This window comes from Mesorhizobium calcicola, from assembly GCF_042682105.1.
Lineage (GTDB): Bacteria > Pseudomonadota > Alphaproteobacteria > Rhizobiales > Rhizobiaceae > Mesorhizobium > Mesorhizobium calcicola.
In genome coordinates, this window is record NZ_JBHUGY010000022.1 from 22,974 (window position 1) to 38,655 (window position 15,682).

A 15,682-nucleotide genomic window follows, 5' to 3' on the forward strand; every position below is an offset into this window, starting at 1 on the left:
TATCCTTCCGAGATCGATGCGCCCTTTGATGTCGGCCTCTGCTCCCCGCGGAGGGACGAGGAGCAGAGGCCGTCCCCGCCCTCAACTCATCCACTGGCCGCCATCGACATTGTAGGTCTGGGCGACGATGTATTCGGCATCGCTGCTGGCGAGAAAAACCGCCATGCCGGTGAGGTCCTGTGCCGTGCCCATGCGGCCATACGGCACCGCCTCGCCGACCAGTTTCTTCTTCTCGCCCTTCGGCCGGTTTTCATACTTGGCAAACAGCGAATCGACGTGATCCCAGTGCTCGCCGTCGACGACGCCGGGGGCAATCGCGTTGACGTTGATGCGGTGCTTGATCAGGTCGAGCCCCGCCGACTGGGTCAGCGAGATGACGGCGGCCTTGGTGGCGCAATAGACGCCGACCAGCGCCTCGCCGCGCCGCCCGGCCTGGCTCGCCATGTTGATGATCCTGCCGCCCTTGCCCCGCGCGATCATCGAGCGGGCGGCGGCCTGCAGCATGAACAGCGTGCCGGCGACATTGACGGAAAACAGCCTGTCGTAGCTTGCCTTGGTGATCTCGACGATCGGTGCCAGATCGAACAGAGCGGCGTTGTTGATCAGGATATCGAGGCCACCGGTCTTCGTCTCGACTGCTTTCACCGCCGCCTCGATGGAGGCGAGGTCGGTGACGTCGAGCTTGACCGCATAGGCCTTGCTGCCGATCTCGGCGGCAGTCTTGTGCGCAGCCTCGAGATTGATGTCGGCGATGGCAACGGTGGCGCCTTCGCCGGCATAGGCTTCGGCGAAGGCCCTGCCGATGCCACGGGCCGAGCCCGTGATCAGCGCGGATTTGCCGGCCAGGCGCATGCTCACATCGCCTTCCCGTCGGCGCCGAAGCGATGCAGCTTGGCCTTGTCGGGCGTCAGATAGATGGTATCGCCGTGATGGACGGCGAGTTCGCCGTCGGCGCGCACCGTCAACGGACCTACGCCATCGGCCTGGACATGCAGGAAGGTGTCGGAGCCGAGATGCTCGGCAACGCCGACCGTGGCTTTCCATTCACCCGCCGTGGTCGAGATCTCCATGTGCTCGGGGCGGATACCGATGGTCTTGGCGCTGTATTTGGATGCCGGCGCCCCTTCGATCAGGTTCATCTTCGGCGAGCCGATGAAGCCGGCGACGAACAGGTTGCGCGGCGTCTTGTAGAGTTCCATCGGCGAACCGACCTGCTCGATGTTGCCGGCGTTCAGCACGACGATCTTGTCGGCCATGGTCATGGCTTCGACCTGGTCGTGGGTGACGTAGATCATGGTCGTCTTGAGCTGATGATGCAGCTCGCTGATCTCCAGCCGCATGGTGCCGCGCAGGGCGGCGTCGAGGTTGGACAGCGGCTCGTCGAACAGGAAGGCCGAGGGCTGGCGCACGATGGCACGGCCGATGGCGACGCGCTGGCGCTGGCCGCCTGAAAGCTGGCCGGGGCGGCGTTCGAGATAGTTGGTCAGGTTCAGCACGCGCGCCGCGTCCTTCACCTTCCTGTCGATGGTCGCCTGGTCTTCGCCTGCCATCTTCAGAGGGAAGGCGATGTTCTTGGCCACCGTCATATGCGGATAGAGCGCGTAGGACTGGAACACCATGGCCAGCTTGCGCTTGGCCGGCGCTTCACCGGTGACGTCGCGGCCGTCGATGTTGATGGTGCCGCCGCTGGTGTCCTCCAGCCCGGCGATCAGGCGCAGCAACGTTGACTTGCCGCAACCCGATGGGCCGACGAAGACGACGAACTCGCCATTTTCGATCACCAGGTCGAGGCCGGGGATGATGGACGTCGATCCAAAGGATTTGGAGACGTTCTTGAGCGTGATGTTTCCCATGGTTTCCTCCCCGAGGGGTTACTTCTGCCGATTGCTTCGGGCAATTTCCGTTACTGAACCGCACCACCCATTATTTGACTGCGCCGAAGGTCAGGCCGCGCACCAGCTGCTTCTGGCTGAACCAGCCCATGATCAGGATCGGCGCGATGGCCAGCGTCGAGGCGGCCGAAAGCTTGGCCCAGAACAGGCCTTGCGGGCTGGAGAACGAACTGATGAAGGCGGTCAAGGGGGCTGCTTCCGTGGTGGTCAGCCGGATCGTCCAGAACGCTTCGTTCCAGGCCAGGATGATGTTCAACAGCATGGTCGAGGCGATGCCCGGCACCGCCATCGGCGTCAGAACATAGATGATCTCGTTCCACAGCGAAGCGCCGTCCATGCGCGCCGCCTCCAGGATCTCGCCCGGGATTTCGCGGAAGTAGGTGTAGAGCATCCACACCACGATCGGCAGGTTGATCAGCATCAGCATGACCATCAGGCCGATGCGGCTGTCGAGCAGCCCAAAGTTGCGGAAGATCAGGTAGATCGGGAACAGCACGGCGACCGCCGGCATCATCTTGGTGGACAGCATCCACATCAGGATGTCCTTGGTCCGCTTGGTCGGCGAGAATGCCATCGACCATGCGGCCGGAACGGCGACCAGCAGGGCCAGGATGGTCGAGCCGACCGAGAGCAGCACCGAGTTGAAGAAGAACTTGAAGTAGCCGCTCTGCGCCTGAACCTCGGAATAGCTCTCGAACGTCCCTGACGGGAACAGGTTGAAGCCCTGGATCGCCTCCTGTTCCGACTTGAACGAGGTGATGATCGTATAGAGGATCGGGAAGAAGATCAGCAGCGCGACGATCCAGGCGGCAACGGTCGCGATTGTCTTGTGCTGGGTGGTGACTGCACGTGCCATCTCAATCCTCCCTTACTTGTCCAGGTTCTTGCCGACGGCGCGCATGGCGAAGAAGGCAACGATGTTGGCGAGAATGACGGCGATCACACCGCCTGCGGATGCCTGGCCGATTTTGAACTCCAGCAGGGCCTTCTGGTAGACCAGGAAAGGCAGGTTGGTGGAGGCGTATCCAGGGCCACCATTGGTGGTGACGAGGATTTCGGCATAGACTGACAGAAGGAAGATCGTCTGGATCAGGATGACGACGGTGATGGCGCGCGACATGTGCGGCAGCGTCAGATAGATGAAGCGGCTGATGAAGCCGGCGCCGTCCATCTCGGCGGCTTCCTTTTGCTCACCGTCGAGCGACTGCAGCGCGGTCAAGAGGATCAGCGTCGCGAAAGGCAGCCACTGCCAGGCGACGATGATGATGATCGCCGTCATCGGATGCTGCCCGAACCAGTCGATCGGCTGGGCGCCGAAGAAGCGCGCGATGTCGGCAAAGACCCCGTATTGCGGATGCATGATCATGTTCTTCCAGACCAATGCGGCCACCGGCGGCATGACGAAGAACGGCGAGATGACGAGGATGCGGACAATGCCTTGTCCCCACATCGGCTGATCGATCAGCAGCGCCAGCAGGATGCCGCCGATCACCGTGATCAACAGCACGCTGATCACCAGCGTAAGCGTGTTGAGGATCGATTGCAGGAAGGCTGGATTGGACCAGAACAGCGCGTAGTTCGAGAAACCAACGAAACCGTCGTGGATCGGATTGAGCGGGTTGAACTGCTGGAAGGAGAACCACAGTGTGAGCGCCAGTGGAATAGCCATCCAGACCAGCAGCAGCACGACGGATGGCGCCATCATGAAGCGGGCAAGCGAACGGGTCTGCTGAGTAGCCATGACGGTCACCCTTCAATGGTCAGACTGAATTTTCAAAAGGCGTTAAAGGCGGCCGCCCGAACTGGGACTCGGGCGGCCGTTGCCGGTCAGGAGGCGACCGGCATTCGGCACCGGGAGGAGCCTACTTGATATACCCGCCTTCGGTCATTGCCGCGGTGGCAGCGTCCTGGGCCTGCTTCAAGGCATCGTCGACGCTCGACTGGCCGGCAAGAGCCGCCGAGAAGAGCTGGCCGACGGTGGTGCCAAGCCCCTGGAATTCAGGGATGGCGACGAACTGAACGCCGACATAGGGCACCGGCTTGACGGTCGGATGCGTCGGGTCGGCGGCATTGATCGAGTCCAGCGTCATCTTGGCGAACGGAGCCGCCTTCTGGTACTCGGCATTGGCGTAGAGCGAGGAACGCGTGCCCGGAGGAACGTTGGCCCAGCCTTCCTTTGACGCGACCAGTTCGGCATAGTGCTTGCTGGTTGCCCAGGAAACGAACTTCTCGGCGGCATCTGCCTTTTGCGTGCCGGCGGGAATGGCCAGCGACCAGGCCCACAGCCAGTTGCCGCGCTTGCCAAGGCCATTGTCGGGCGCCAGCGCATAGCCGACCTTGTCGGCGACGGTCGAGTTCTTCGGGTCCGAAACGAAGGATGCGGCGACGGTGGCGTCGATCCACATGCCGCACTTGCCCTGCTGGAACAGCGCCAGGTTTTCGTTGAAGCCGTTGGAGGACGCGCCGTCGGGGCCGTCGGCCTTCATCAGGTCGACATAGAACTGCAGCGTGTTCTTCCATTCCGGCTGGTCGAACTGCGGCTTCCAGTTCTCGTCGAACCAGCGCGCGCCGAAGGAGTTCGACATGGCGGTCAGGAAGGCCATGTTCTCGCCCCAGCCGGCCTTGCCGCGCAGGCAGATGCCGTTCACGCCATTGGCGCGGTCGGTCATCTTGTCGGCGGCCTGCTTGATGAAGTCCCAGGTCGGCGCATCGGGCATCTTCAGCCCGGCCTTGTCCATCAGGTCCTTGCGGTACATGACGAAGGAGCTTTCGCCGTAGAACGGCGCGGCATAGAGCTTGCCGTCGACCGAAAGGCCGCCGGCGATGGCCGGGATGATATCCTTGACGTCGTAGTCGTCGCCGAGCTTGTCGAGCGGCAGAAGCCAGCTCTGCTTGGCCCAGATCGGAACTTCATAGGTGCCGATGGTCATCACGTCATACTGGCCGCCCTTGGTGGCGATGTCGGTGGTCACACGCTCGCGCAGCACGTTCTCTTCAAGCGTGACCCAGTTGAGCTGGATGTCGGGGTTAGCCTTGGTGAAGTCTTCCGTCAGCTTTTGCATGCGGACCATATCGCCATTGTTGACGGTGGCGATGGTGATGGATTCGGCATGTGCGGTGAACGCAAGAGCGCTGGCCGACAACAAGCCCAGGGTGAGCGTGCGAAGTTTCATCAAATTCCTCCCATAAACCAAGATGAGCATTTGCCTTGGCTATGAGCAATTACTCACTTGGCGTTAATTATGTCAAGCCGGATTCGATGCTGCAGCGCAGCACATCGGTGATGTCGGCGGACAATGAAATGCGCGGAAATTGCCAAGACAAACCGCGCCGGTCGCCGGATATTCAGGCGACCGGACGAGAGAGTCGGCAGGATTGGTTGTCGGAGGGCTTGCCTCTCAGCAGGCGATTTCGGCCAGCAGCCAGTCGCGGAAGGCGCGGATCTTCGGCACGTTGCGGCGTGCCTGGGGATAGACCAGCCAATAGGCGTGGCCATCGTCACCGACCAGGTCGAAAGGCTGGATCAGCCGTCCGTCGGCCAGTTCAGCCTTGAACAGCGCCCTGGTCAGGATCGCCACGCCATGGCCGGCGATGGCCGCATTGGCCTCATAGGCCTGCGCCCCCATGCTGCTGCCGGGCCGTCTGGCAAGGTCGTGCGAGTGTACGCCGGCCGCCGAAAACCACTCCGTCCACCAGATGTCGCCGGGATCGAGGATCGGCAGCCGCAACAGGTCGGCCGGTTCGTTGACGCCGCCGATGCTCGCCGCGAGTTTTGGGCTCAGCATCGGCGTGAAATCGGCATCGAGCAGCTTGTGGGCTTCCAGGCCCGGCCATTTGCCGCTGCCGGAGCGGATGGCAAGATCGACATCCTCGCGGGCGAAGTCCGTCAGGCGGCTCGACGTTTCCAGCCGCACGGCAAGTGCCGGATGAGCGATCTGGAACGAGCCCAGATGGTGCGCCAGCCAGTTCGAGGCAAAGGTCAGCACCGTTGTGACGCACAGCAACCCGTCGGCGCCGCCACGCGCCGCGGCGTAGGCCTGGCCAAGAATGGCGAAGGCCTCGCTGACCGCCGGCGCAAGGCGCTGTCCGGCCTCGGTCAGTACAATCTGCCGTGGCCGGCGCAGGAACAGTGGTGAGCCGACGCGCTCCTCCAGCACCTTGATCTGATAGCTGACCGCTGCCTGCGTCATGGCGAGCTCCACGGCGGCCTTGGTGAAGGAAAGATGCCGCGCCACCGCTTCGAAGACCCGGATCGCCTGCAGCGGTGGGAGTTGCGAAAGCTGTGGAGAGCTGAGGTCCGGCATAAGGCCTCCTTATGGGCCATAACAGATGTTCGATTGGCAAAGGCGGCCGGCAAGACCGACATTCAGGGTCAACCCGTCATTCGGGTTCAGGATAACGGAGGTTGACGATCATGACCATGGCTCAGCAAAAGTGCGCTCCCGCCCCGGATCATCGCTGGATTTCGTGGCTCACGGACGGATTTGGCTGGTTTGCGATAAGAAAGAAGGCACATCTCGACATCAGGGACCTGTCGCCGCATCTGCAGCGCGACCTTGGTTTCCTTGATGGCAACGACCCCTTCGGGCGGGGCAAATAGCCTGTCTGACTTTATCCCAAATCAGCCGCGACGCGGCTCCATTCAGCAAGCAACAGGGTTCGGATCAGATGGCGGCCAGCAGGGCGGCGGCGGTCCGCTCGTCGGTGATGAGGCCGTTGATCAGCCGCCGGTTGGCGGCCGCCAGGATGCCCGGCAGTTTTCGTTCGCCCATCGCCAGTGCGATCACCAGCGATTTTTCGCGCGATGGCAGCGAAGCCGACGACACCCGGTCGTTGGTGATGCCCTCGATCATCCGGCCTTCGCGGTCGAACACCCAGCCGACGATTTCGGCGATGCCGCCGGCCTTCTGCAGCGCCTTCAATTCGCTCTCCGAAATGAAGCCATCCTCGTAGAGCGGCGCCTTGGGGCCGAGATCGCCAATGCCGATGAAGGTGACGTCGGCCTCGGCGGCCAGCGCCAGCGTCGGCTGGATCATCGGCTGGTTGAGCAGCATCTCGCGCTCCTCCGGCGAAGAGGCGATGACCGGCAGCGGCATCGGGAAGGACCGTGCCTTGACCCTGTCGGCCATGGTGAAGATGACGTTGTAGAAGGCGGCCGAACCGTCCGGCGAGATGTTGCCGGTCAAGGACACCACCTTGTGCTGCGGGCATTCCATCGGCGGCAGCTGCTCGATCGCCGCTTTCAGCGTGCGCCCGGTGCCGATCGCCATGACGATCGGCGTCGGCGAGCGCAGCCGCCGCTCGATCTCGGCGGCGGCCGCCTCGGCGATGCCAATGGTGGTGGAGGATGAATTGGGATCGCTCGGCACCACCTCGACCAGATCGAGCGCGAAACGCGATCTCAACCGCGCCGCCAGATCGAGGCAGTTGGCGATCGGATGGTCGACACGGACCTTGATCAAGCCTTCCGACACCGCCAGCGACACCAGCCGCTGCGCCGTCTGCCGCGAAATGCCGAGTGTGGCGGCGATCTGGTCCTGCGTGTTGCCGGCAACATAATAAAGCCAGCCGGCACGCGCCGCGTCGTCCAGCCTGTTGCTGCTGCCGCCATCCTGCCGGGTATTCACGTCCTGCCTCCGCAAACCGCCGGTCATGAGAGCGGTCCGCTTCTACTCTTGCAGGGAACAGCCCGATGCGCAATTGTCAATCTCGAGGGCAATTGCTTGCAGCCGGCAACATATGCGCGGCTAAGTTTTTCTCCTCCCGCGATGTCCGCGTCGGGAAAGAAGCCCGGTTGCGGTCCCGAAAGGCGGCACGTTCCGCGGTCGCGAAGGTTTATCTCCCGGTGCAAACCCTTTAAGGGATCGCAAAAAGGAGCGCTGCATGACACCGAAGGCGGTTTTCTGGGATATGGACGGCACGCTGGTCGACAGCGAACCGCTGCACGAGGCCGCTCTCGTGGCGGCGATGCGCAATGTCGGCCTCGTGCCGCCGGCCGACCTGCATGAGCGGGTGCTCGGTGTCGCCGCCTGGCCGGTCTATGAGATGATGCGCGACGAGTTCGGCCTCGACCTGCCTTTCGACGACTGGATCATCCGCAAATACGAGCACTACCTGCCGCTGGTCGAGCGCTTGCAGCCGCGCCCCGGCGCGATCGAGATCTTCAACGAGTTGCGGGCAAGAGGCGTGGCGCAAGCCGTGGTGTCGAATTCGGACCGGATGATCGTCGACGCCAATCTGCGCATGGTCGGGCTGACCTATCCCGGCATGAAGACGATCAGCCGCAACGACGTGCGGGAAGGCAAGCCGCACGCCGAACCGTTCCTGCGCGCCGCCTATCTCGCCGATGTCGATCCGGCGCAAGCGATAGCGATCGACGACAGCTGGCCGGGCGCCATGGCGGGGCTGGCTGCAGGCATGAAGACGATCTTCTGGCCGGAAAAGCCGATGGAAGGACCGCCGGGCGCAGTCGTCATCAACAGCGCCGCGGAATTGCGGGCTCAGTTGGGACTCTGAGCGCGCCGCAACAGGTCGAAAGTACCGATCCTAGCCGATGCTACGCGCGGCCCGCGCCTTTTCAAAGGCGGCCACGGTCTCCGGGTCAAGATCGATCAAGCGGGCAAGATGGTTGATATCTGTAAAATGGTCCCAAAACATCATGAACCCCTTGTCATGATCCATATTATGAAACTTAAAATCTGAACCCAATATTGGGTCAATTATTTCGACATCCTTAAATCCTTCTGCGCTTAAACCGATAAGACCTTCTTCGGCTACATAGAAAACAACTCGATCCTTAAACTCCCAATCGTCAGGCGTATAAAACGCAATCGCATAAACGTCGTATTCTTTCTTGCGGCCTTTATTTCTTATCTTCATGTCAATTTGCTTCCGACGCGTCGAATGGGGCGGCCCCTCTCGCTTCCAGCAAACTAGTTCGCTCGCCGAAGCCTCCGCCCTCAATTCCGGTAAACCGGTTCCTGCTCATCGAGGATCGCCTTCAGCTCGCTGAGATGGCGTTCGGCCTGGCCGGGATAGTCGTCCATTTCGCTCGCCGCCTTCTCGGCGATCGCGTCGGACAGCGTGCGCAGCGGGCGGCCGGTCCACAGCGCCTTGATGTAGGTCTCGGCGGCGCGCTCGAAATAGAACATGCGGTTGAAGGCGTCGGCGACCGTATCGCCGATGACCAGCACGCCGTGATTGCCCATCACCATCACCTGGACCTTGGGATCGACGAGAAGCTGCGAGCAGCGCTCGCCCTCTTCCTCGAAGGCCAGCCCGCCATACTGGGCATCGACGACATGGCGGTTGAAGAACATCGCCGAATTCTGGTCGATCGGCGGCAGGCGAGAGTCGGCGAGCGAGGCCAGCACCGTGGCGTGGATCGAATGCACATGCATGACGCAGCGCGCGTGGCGGACATTGCGATGGATGGCGCCATGCAGCCCCCACGCCGTCGGGTCGGGCGCGTTGGGGCCGGAGAGCGTGCCGGGATCGTTGGCGTCGATCATCAGCAGGTCGCTCGCCTTGATGCGCGAGAAATGCACCTGGTTGGGGTTGATCAGGAACTGCGTGCCGTCGTCGTTGACCGCCAGCGAGAAATGATTGGCCACCGCCTCGTGCATGTTGAGCCGCGCCGTCCAGCGAAAGGCACAGGCGAGATCCACGCGCTCTTCGTAGAAGGGCAGGTTGGTCAGCGTTTCCTTTTGCAGGCGGGCGATGCTCATCGAAAATCCTCCAGTTTTGGCGAGAATGCCGCGACCAGCCGAGGCTCGCAACCGGTTTCGCTTGGTGCAGGGACCGACGCCGATGTCCTTGCTACGCCGCCGTGCTCGCAGCAGTGCTGGCCCTGAGCCCGCCATGCTCGACGATGAAATCGATCACCTCCTGCAGCCCCTTGCCGCGCGACAGGTCGGTGAAGCCGAACGGCCGCTTGCCACGCATGCGGCCGGCGTCGCTCTCCATGACATCGAGATTGACGTTCACATAGGGCGCCAGGTCGCTCTTGTTGATGATCAGGAAATCGGAGCGGGTGATCGCCGGCCCGCCCTTGCGGGGGATCTCCTCGCCCTGGCAGACCGAGATGACATAGAGCGTCAGGTCGGCAAGATCGGGCGAGAAGGTGGCGGCGAGGTTGTCGCCGCCGGATTCGATGAAGACGATGTCGAGATCGGGGAATTTCTTGTTCATCTCGGCGATCGCCTGCAGATTGATCGAGGCGTCCTCGCGGATGGCGGTATGCGGGCAGCCGCCGGTCTCGACACCCATGATGCGGTCCTCGGGCAGTGCCTGAAGCCTCGCCAGCATCATGGCGTCTTCCTTGGTGTAGATGTCGTTGGTCACCACGGCAATCGAGAACTCGTCGCGCAGCGCCTTGCACAGCTTTTCGGTCAGCGTCGTCTTGCCCGAGCCGACCGGGCCGCCAATACCGACGCGCAGCGGGCCATTTTTCTGTGTCATGCGGGAAACTCCGTGATGGCGAGGATGGCAAAGCCGAGCCCGATCAGCAGGCACAGCGGTGAGTAATAGCGCAGGTCGAGCCGCGCGAAAGGCTGTTCCGGCGCCAGCCGCCGCCACCAGGGCGTGAAGCCGGCAATGCCGCGCCCCAGGAACACCAGCCCGATGAGCAGCGAGGTGGCGGCGAGGCCTTCTTTGGGAAAGGGCGAGGCAAAGACGCCTTCCAGCGCCAGCGGCCACAGTGTCGCGAGACCCAGGCACGCCGCAACCGCGAAACTGGCGAACGGCGTCGGCATTTCATCGACGCCTCGGAAGCCGACGACCGTGCGGGCACAGGAGGCCGCATCCTTGCCCGGCCAGATGCCGCCGATGCCCCAATAGACATGCAGCGCCGTGATCAGCAGCAGGACGAAGGATAGCGCGAAGGCGAGAAAAATCATGAACGGAACAGCCGCGAATACTGGGTTTCGTGTTTCATCGCCATGACGTCGGAGACAAAGGCGCAGCCACCGAGATCATCCAATGTCGAACGCGCGGCTCGTTCAGCGATTTCCAGCGCCAGCGGCTCGAAGCCGGCAAGCAGCGCGGTCGCTCCGCTCTGGCCAACGACTCCGAGCCGGATCGCGGCCTGGACGAGGTTGGAGAAGAAGGCTTGCAGGAAGGCGGACAGCGCGTCCTGAAGCGCGATGCCGTTGCCGCCGGCAATGGCGCCGACGGCGACACAATAGGCGCACTCGGCCGGCAGGCGCTCCAGCACGGGATTGGGCCACGCCGCCGCCGCCTTCAGGAAGGCGGCGCCTTGCAGCATGGTCTCGGTGTGGCGTTCGCGCGAGCCGGCGAGCGCTTCGGCAAGTGCGGCGATTTCATCGAGGTCACCGGCGTTGCGCGCACGGCGCCAGCTCTCGGCGAACAGCACCGCGTCGTTCCAGCCCGAGCCCATCTCGACCAGCGTTTCCAGCCAGCCGGCGAGGGTTTTCGCATCGGCAATCAGCCCGTCATGCACCGCGCGTTCGAGACCATGGCTGTAGGAAAAGCCGCCGACCGGAAAGGCCGGCGACAGCCACGCCATCAGCCGCAGCAGCGCGATGTTCGACGGCTGGTCAGTCATGATCGTGGTGGTGGCCGGCGTGGGAATGAGAATGCGATTCGCTGTGCGAGTGGGAATGCGCTTCGCCATGGCGGTGGGCATGCGCCTCGGCATGCGCATGGCCGTGATCGTGGCCATGCCCGCCGCCATGGCCGGAGTAAGCGCCGCGCACCGGCTCGAACGGCTCGGAGACGTCCGTCACCGTGGCGCCCAGCCCCTCCAGCATCGCCTTGATGACATGGTCGCGCAGGATGAGGATGCGCCCGGCCTCGATGCTCGCGGCGAGATGGCGGTTGCCGATGTGCCAGGCGAGCTCGGCCAGATGCACGCCATCGCGGGCGCGGATATCATGGACTTCCTCCGGCGCTGCGACGATCTCGATCTGGTCGCCGTCCTCCAGCACCAGCCGGTCGCCATCGTTCAAGGCGACGGGCTCGGGCAGGTCGACCAGCACCTTGCTGCCGTCGGCAAGCTCGATCGCCCGGCGGCGTAGATGCCGCTCGTCATGGGCAAGAACGGCACGGCCGGATGGCGCGCTGGTTCCGGCATCGCCGGCGGTCAGCACCGAGATGGCGCGGGGAAATTTGGTGAAGTCGGTGCGGATGTCGAGCTTCATTTCATGGATCCTCCATTGGCCTGCGCTCGGGCGCGGGCGGGCCGCGCCAGCACGCGGTCGAAATAGGCGTTGATGCGCTCGGACTCGATCGGGAACCGCCCGGCGCGGGCCCAGCCGCCCATGTCGCCGAGCAGCACGTCGACGGCCGAAAACCGGTCGCCCAATGCAAACGGCCTCTCACCCAATCGCCGGTCCAGCGCCTTGAGCTCGGAGGCAAAATCGTAAGCGGCGGCAGGACCGACATCGACCCGCATTTCCTTCGGCAGCAGGAAGCGATGGCGCAGCTTGTTCCACAGTGGCGCTTCAAACTCGCTCTGGGCAAAATGCATCCAGGAATCCATCTCGGCGCGGCCGGCAACGCCCGGACTGGCGCCCATGCCCTTGTCCGCATGCTTGTCGGCAAGATAGACGCAGATCGCCGCCGAATCCGTCACCGTCAGCTCGCCGTCGATGAGGATCGGCACCTTGCCCGAAGGGTTGAGTGCATAGGCTTCCGGCGAACGCAGCTTGACCTCGACGAATTCATAGGGCTGCCCGAGTTCCTCGAGCATCCAGAGAACGCGGCTGACTCGGGATCCACGCGATCCGACGGCCTTGTACATGCGCAAACCTGCCTTTCCCGATCAGCCTGGATGATCCGAGCAGCTTAGATGATCCCTGACACCATCCCAATGGGCATCTGTCAAAGTGCTACAGCGTCCTTTGCGCGCCGGAAAGACGCGCGGCGCTGTCGTCATACGATCGTGTCGAAGAGCCGCAGGATGAACGATATCTGGTAGACGAGTGCGGCCGCGACAAAGGCGATGTGGAAGCGGCGGTCGCGCACCAGGATCGCGACGATGCACAGCGCCACGAAGACCGGCGTGCGGAACAGGTATTCGTTGCCGAAGCGGGCGAAATGCTCCGGGCCCTTCAAAAGCGTATCGACCACGTCGAGCAGATAGGTCGCCGCCAGCAGGCCGAAGAACCAGGCCCGGCGCGAATAGAAGAAATCCTGGTAGCTGGTGTAGTCCAGCATCGAATCCGGAAACAAAAACGCGCAGAGCAGGAACAGCGTGATCGCATAGAAGATGATGAACAGGTACTTGCCGAAGGTCCAGGTCTCGATGGCGTAGAGGCCGAATTCCCACCACCAGAAATGCACCAGCATCAGAAGCACCGAGGCGACCCAGGCCAGATGCACGGGATAGAGCCGATACTGGCCGGGATGCTGGACGATGCGTGCCACCCCCGACAGCAGGCGGGCGACGCCAAGCCCGATCACCATGCCCATGACGATGCGGATATGCGGAAAGATGTCGTGGGCGGAGGCGATTTCGGTGGCCATGGGCGATCAACAAGGGACGCAATAACGGGAGATGTGGTCAGTCTCGCAGGAACTCGTCCATCGAAAGCGGTCCGCCAGGCCAAAATCGTCCATCGAGCGCCTGCTTGGATGTAAAGGGAGGTTCGCTTGTGAAGTGGGATTTCCTTAGACCCGTCTCCCTTACCGCGACAGGCAAAGCGTCTTTGTATGCCTCGTCGAAAATCTGCGCGGGATAGCGGCGGAGGCTCGGGCTGTCCTTGATGATATTCCCGATCCAAATGCGCTGTTCGGTGATTGAAGCTTGCCAGCTATGGCATCTGTGGCCTGGCTGGAACTCCCATTTCAGGAGATGTGCGATCAGCACTTCCATGCGGCTGCGGATCTCTCGCCTGTCGCTCCTCCCCAAGCTCTCGATCTCCTCGGCCACGTTCTCCCGATCAAGCTCGGTAAGACGGCCCTCACGCAATAGTGCGCTCTGTTCGGCGCTCCACTGCGCGAAGTCCGTTTCGTAGGGCGTGAGGGCCCTCAAGCGATCAATCCTGTTCATAGGCGCATAATGCCCTAAAGCGCGTCACGTTTAAACGGCTTCTTGGGACGGCGCGGGTGACGTTCAAAACAGAAAATACCTCTGCGCCATCGGCAGCACGGTCGCCGGCTCGCAGGTCAGCAACTCGCCGTCGGCGCGGACCTCATAGGTTTCGGGATCGACCTCGACATAAGGCGTGGCATCGTTGAGCACCATCGAACGCTTGCCGATGCCGCCGCGGGTATTCTCGACGGCGACGAACTGCTTGTCGACGCCGAGCCTGCCATGCAGTCCCGACTCGAGCGCCGCCTTGGAGACGAAGGTCACCGACGAATTGGTCCTGGCCTTGCCATAGGCGCCGAACATCGGCCGGTAATGCATCGGCTGCGGCGTCGGGATCGAGGCGTTGGGGTCGCCCATGGGGGCCGCGGCGATCATGCCGCCGATCAGCACCATATCCGGCTTGACCCCGAAGAAGGCCGGGTTCCACAGCACCAGGTCGGCGCGTTTGCCGACCGCGATCGAGCCGATGTCCCTGGACAGCCCATGCGCGATGGCCGGGTTGATGGTGTATTTGGCGATGTAGCGGCGGACGCGGAAATTGTCGTTGTTGCCGGTTTCCTGCGGCAGCGAGCCGCGCTGGCGCTTCATCTTGTCGGCCGTCTGCCAACAACGGATCGCCACCTCGCCGACGCGGCCCATGGCCTGGCTGTCGGATGAGATGATCGAGAAGGCGCCGATGTCGTGCAGGATATCTTCCGCCGCGATCGTCTCCTTGCGGATGCGGCTTTCGGCAAAGGCGATGTCCTCGGGGATCGACGGCGACAGATGATGGCAGACCATCAGCATGTCGAGATGCTCGGCCAGCGTGTTGACCGTGTAGGGCCGTGTCGGATTGGTCGAGGACGGAATGACGTTGGGCAGCCCGCAGACCTTGATGATATCAGGCGCATGGCCGCCGCCGGCGCCCTCGGTGTGGAAGGCGTGGATGGTGCGGCCCTTGATCGCCGCCACCGTGTTCTCGACGAAGCCGGATTCGTTCAGCGTGTCGGTGTGGATCATCACCTGCACGTCGTAATCGTCGGCGACCGACAGGCAGCAGTCGATCGCCGCCGGCGTCGTGCCCCAGTCCTCATGCAGCTTCAGCGAACATGCGCCGCCCAGCACCATTTCTTCCAGCGCTGCGGGCAGCGAAGCGTTGCCCTTGCCCGACAGGCCGATATTCATCGGGAAGGCGTCGAAGGACTGGATCATGCGGGCCATGTGCCATGGTCCCGGCGTGCAGGTTGTCGCCAGTGTGCCGTGCGCCGGGCCGGTGCCGCCGCCGAGCATGGTCGTGATGCCGCTCATCAGCGCTTCCTCGATCTGCTGCGGGCAGATGAAATGGATATGCGCGTCAAAGCCGCCAGCGGTCAGGATCTTGCCTTCGCCGGCGATGATCTCGGTGCCGGGGCCGATGATGATGGTGACGCCATCCTGGGTATCCGGATTGCCGGCCTTGCCGATGGCCGTGATGCGGCCGTCGCGCAGGCCGATATCGGCCTTGAAGATGCCGGCGCTGGCATCGACCACCAGCGCGTTGGTGATGACGGTGTCGACCGCGCCTTGCGCTCTGGAAACCTGGCTCTGGCCCATGCCGTCGCGGATCACCTTGCCGCCGCCGAATTTCACTTCCTCGCCGTGGATGGTGAGATCCTTCTCGACCTCGATGAACAGTTCGGTGTCGGCGAGCCGCATGCGGTCGCCGACCGTCGGACCATACATCTGCGCATAGGCGGCGCGGGTAATTCTGGCCATC

General features: G+C 63.0%; 19 protein-coding genes. 2 read left to right on the forward strand and 17 right to left on the reverse strand.

Annotation, left to right across the window (positions count from 1 at the left end):
* Positions 1 to 81: 81 nt before the first annotated feature.
* The 6 genes from ACFSQT_RS14495 to gcvA all read right to left on the reverse strand — a co-directional run bounded on the left by ACFSQT_RS14495 (position 82) and on the right by gcvA (position 6,196).
* Positions 82 to 852 (reverse strand): L-iditol 2-dehydrogenase, encoded by a 771-nt coding sequence (locus ACFSQT_RS14495; protein WP_379019856.1) that lies wholly within the window; start codon positions 850 to 852, stop codon positions 82 to 84.
* A 2-nt stretch (positions 853 to 854) separates the two neighbouring features.
* Complete coding sequence (locus ACFSQT_RS14500; protein WP_379019666.1) at positions 855 to 1,853, reverse strand: ABC transporter ATP-binding protein; 999 nt, start codon at positions 1,851 to 1,853, stop codon at positions 855 to 857.
* A 70-nt stretch (positions 1,854 to 1,923) separates the two neighbouring features.
* The gene (locus ACFSQT_RS14505; RefSeq protein WP_379019668.1) at positions 1,924 to 2,748 is read right to left on the reverse strand and encodes a carbohydrate ABC transporter permease; all 825 of its coding nucleotides are present in this window, start codon (positions 2,746 to 2,748) and stop codon (positions 1,924 to 1,926) included.
* 12 nt (positions 2,749 to 2,760) lie between these two features.
* On the reverse strand, positions 2,761 to 3,633 hold the full coding sequence (locus tag ACFSQT_RS14510) for a carbohydrate ABC transporter permease (protein WP_379019670.1): 873 nt from the start codon (positions 3,631 to 3,633) through the stop codon (positions 2,761 to 2,763).
* Between the two features lie 121 nt (positions 3,634 to 3,754).
* Positions 3,755 to 5,065, reverse strand: a complete 1,311-nt coding sequence (locus tag ACFSQT_RS14515; RefSeq protein ID WP_379019672.1) for an ABC transporter substrate-binding protein — start codon at positions 5,063 to 5,065, stop codon at positions 3,755 to 3,757.
* A 225-nt stretch (positions 5,066 to 5,290) separates the two neighbouring features.
* Entirely contained in the window at positions 5,291 to 6,196 is a 906-nt protein-coding gene (gcvA, locus tag ACFSQT_RS14520) for a transcriptional regulator GcvA (RefSeq protein ID WP_379019674.1), read from the reverse strand.
* Positions 6,197 to 6,306: 110 nt separating this feature from the next.
* Between gcvA and ACFSQT_RS14525 the strand changes: the two genes are divergently transcribed.
* Entirely contained in the window at positions 6,307 to 6,492 is a 186-nt protein-coding gene (locus ACFSQT_RS14525; protein WP_379019858.1) for a hypothetical protein, read from the forward strand.
* A gap of 64 nt (positions 6,493 to 6,556) precedes the next feature.
* Here ACFSQT_RS14525 and ACFSQT_RS14530 read toward each other — a convergent pair whose 3' ends face one another.
* A complete protein-coding gene (locus ACFSQT_RS14530) occupies positions 6,557 to 7,519 on the reverse strand; it encodes a sugar-binding transcriptional regulator (RefSeq protein ID WP_379019676.1) in 963 nt (320 codons plus the stop codon).
* A gap of 256 nt (positions 7,520 to 7,775) precedes the next feature.
* Between ACFSQT_RS14530 and ACFSQT_RS14535 the strand changes: the two genes are divergently transcribed.
* Positions 7,776 to 8,408, forward strand: a complete 633-nt coding sequence (locus ACFSQT_RS14535; RefSeq protein ID WP_379019678.1) for an HAD family hydrolase — start codon at positions 7,776 to 7,778, stop codon at positions 8,406 to 8,408.
* A 30-nt stretch (positions 8,409 to 8,438) separates the two neighbouring features.
* Here ACFSQT_RS14535 and ACFSQT_RS14540 read toward each other — a convergent pair whose 3' ends face one another.
* The 10 genes from ACFSQT_RS14540 to ureC form a co-directional block, all read right to left on the reverse strand.
* Positions 8,439 to 8,771 carry a hypothetical protein gene (locus ACFSQT_RS14540; protein WP_379019680.1) on the reverse strand — a complete coding sequence of 111 codons (333 nt, stop codon included), beginning with the start codon at positions 8,769 to 8,771 and terminating at the stop codon, positions 8,439 to 8,441.
* Between the two features lie 80 nt (positions 8,772 to 8,851).
* The gene (locus tag ACFSQT_RS14545) at positions 8,852 to 9,619 is read right to left on the reverse strand and encodes a class II aldolase and adducin N-terminal domain-containing protein (RefSeq protein ID WP_379019682.1); all 768 of its coding nucleotides are present in this window, start codon (positions 9,617 to 9,619) and stop codon (positions 8,852 to 8,854) included.
* Positions 9,620 to 9,710: 91 nt separating this feature from the next.
* Complete coding sequence (gene ureG / locus ACFSQT_RS14550; RefSeq protein ID WP_379019684.1) at positions 9,711 to 10,352, reverse strand: urease accessory protein UreG; 642 nt, start codon at positions 10,350 to 10,352, stop codon at positions 9,711 to 9,713.
* Entirely contained in the window at positions 10,349 to 10,789 is a 441-nt protein-coding gene (locus ACFSQT_RS14555; protein WP_379019686.1) for a DUF3995 domain-containing protein, read from the reverse strand. The genes ureG and ACFSQT_RS14555 overlap by 4 nt, the downstream gene beginning before the upstream one ends.
* The gene (locus tag ACFSQT_RS14560) at positions 10,786 to 11,457 is read right to left on the reverse strand and encodes an urease accessory protein UreF (protein ID WP_379019688.1); all 672 of its coding nucleotides are present in this window, start codon (positions 11,455 to 11,457) and stop codon (positions 10,786 to 10,788) included. The genes ACFSQT_RS14555 and ACFSQT_RS14560 overlap by 4 nt, the downstream gene beginning before the upstream one ends.
* Positions 11,450 to 12,052 carry an urease accessory protein UreE gene (gene ureE, locus ACFSQT_RS14565; protein ID WP_379019690.1) on the reverse strand — a complete coding sequence of 201 codons (603 nt, stop codon included), beginning with the start codon at positions 12,050 to 12,052 and terminating at the stop codon, positions 11,450 to 11,452. Before ureE ends, ACFSQT_RS14560 begins: the two co-directional genes overlap by 8 nt.
* The gene (locus tag ACFSQT_RS14570) at positions 12,049 to 12,654 is read right to left on the reverse strand and encodes a glutathione S-transferase family protein (RefSeq protein WP_379019692.1); all 606 of its coding nucleotides are present in this window, start codon (positions 12,652 to 12,654) and stop codon (positions 12,049 to 12,051) included. The genes ureE and ACFSQT_RS14570 overlap by 4 nt, the downstream gene beginning before the upstream one ends.
* Before the next feature lie 131 nt (positions 12,655 to 12,785).
* Positions 12,786 to 13,379, reverse strand: coding sequence for a hypothetical protein (locus ACFSQT_RS14575; RefSeq protein ID WP_379019694.1), 594 nt, complete (start codon positions 13,377 to 13,379; stop codon positions 12,786 to 12,788).
* A gap of 37 nt (positions 13,380 to 13,416) precedes the next feature.
* Positions 13,417 to 13,905, reverse strand: coding sequence for a DUF29 domain-containing protein (locus ACFSQT_RS14580; RefSeq protein WP_379019696.1), 489 nt, complete (start codon positions 13,903 to 13,905; stop codon positions 13,417 to 13,419).
* Between the two features lie 63 nt (positions 13,906 to 13,968).
* Positions 13,969 to 15,681 (reverse strand): urease subunit alpha, encoded by a 1,713-nt coding sequence (gene ureC, locus ACFSQT_RS14585; protein ID WP_379019698.1) that lies wholly within the window; start codon positions 15,679 to 15,681, stop codon positions 13,969 to 13,971.
* Between the last annotated feature and the right edge of the window lies 1 nt (position 15,682).